1 rRNA gene (cut by a window edge) is annotated in these 1,504 nt (G+C 52.1%); it reads left to right on the plus strand.

Annotated features, from left to right (window positions below):
- Positions 1-1,467 (plus strand): 23S ribosomal RNA (locus tag AC07NP_RS21765) (its annotated part extends 1,185 nt beyond the left edge of the window); the annotation flags it as partial.
- Positions 1,468-1,504 lie beyond the last annotated feature (37 nt).

Raw genomic sequence — 1,504 nt, forward strand, 5'->3', positions numbered from 1 at the left:
TGGCCGGGCGACGGTTGTCCCGGTTTAAGCATGTAGGCGGAGGTTCCAGGTAAATCCGGTTCCTTATTAACGCTGAGGTGTGATGACGAGGCACTACGGTGCTGAAGTAACAAATGCCCTGCTTCCAGGAAAAGCCTCTAAGCATCAGGTAACACAAAATCGTACCCCAAACCGACACAGGTGGTCAGGTAGAGAATACCAAGGCGCTTGAGAGAACTCGGGTGAAGGAACTAGGCAAAATGGTGCCGTAACTTCGGGAGAAGGCACGCTGATATGTAGGTGAAGCGACTTGCTCGTGGAGCTGAAATCAGTCGAAGATACCAGCTGGCTGCAACTGTTTATTAAAAACACAGCACTGTGCAAACACGAAAGTGGACGTATACGGTGTGACGCCTGCCCGGTGCCGGAAGGTTAATTGATGGGGTTATCCGTAAGGAGAAGCTCTTGATCGAAGCCCCGGTAAACGGCGGCCGTAACTATAACGGTCCTAAGGTAGCGAAATTCCTTGTCGGGTAAGTTCCGACCTGCACGAATGGCGTAATGATGGCCAGGCTGTCTCCACCCGAGACTCAGTGAAATTGAACTCGCTGTGAAGATGCAGTGTACCCGCGGCAAGACGGAAAGACCCCGTGAACCTTTACTATAGCTTGACACTGAACACTGGTCCTTGATGTGTAGGATAGGTGGGAGGCTTTGAAGTGTGGACGCCAGTCTGCATGGAGCCAACCTTGAAATACCACCCTTTAATGGCTGGTGTTCTAACGTAGACCCGTAATCCGGGTTGCGGACAGTGTCTGGTGGGTAGTTTGACTGGGGCGGTCTCCTCCTAAAGAGTAACGGAGGAGCACGAAGGTTAGCTAATCCTGGTCGGACATCAGGAGGTTAGTGCAAAGGCATAAGCTAGCTTGACTGCGAGAGTGACGGCTCGAGCAGGTGCGAAAGCAGGTCTTAGTGATCCGGTGGTTCTGAATGGAAGGGCCATCGCTCAACGGATAAAAGGTACTCCGGGGATAACAGGCTGATACCGCCCAAGAGTTCATATCGACGGCGGTGTTTGGCACCTCGATGTCGGCTCATCACATCCTGGGGCTGAAGTAGGTCCCAAGGGTATGGCTGTTCGCCATTTAAAGTGGTACGCGAGCTGGGTTTAGAACGTCGTGAGACAGTTCGGTCCCTATCTGCCGTGGGCGCTGGAGAATTGAGGGGGGCTGCTCCTAGTACGAGAGGACCGGAGTGGACGCATCACTGGTGTTCGGGTTGTCATGCCAATGGCATTGCCCGGTAGCTAAATGCGGAAGAGATAAGTGCTGAAAGCATCTAAGCACGAAACTTGCCCCGAGATGAGTTCTCCCTGAGACTATAAGTCTCCTGAAGGAACGTTGAAGACTACGACGTTGATAGGTCGGGTGTGTAAGTGTAGCGATACATTGAGCTAACCGATACTAATGAACCGTGAGGCTTAACCTTACAACGCCAAAGGTGTTTTGGTGGAAGAAAGACATCA

It is taken from the genome of Citrobacter sp. GW821-FHT07H02 (assembly GCF_059418505.1).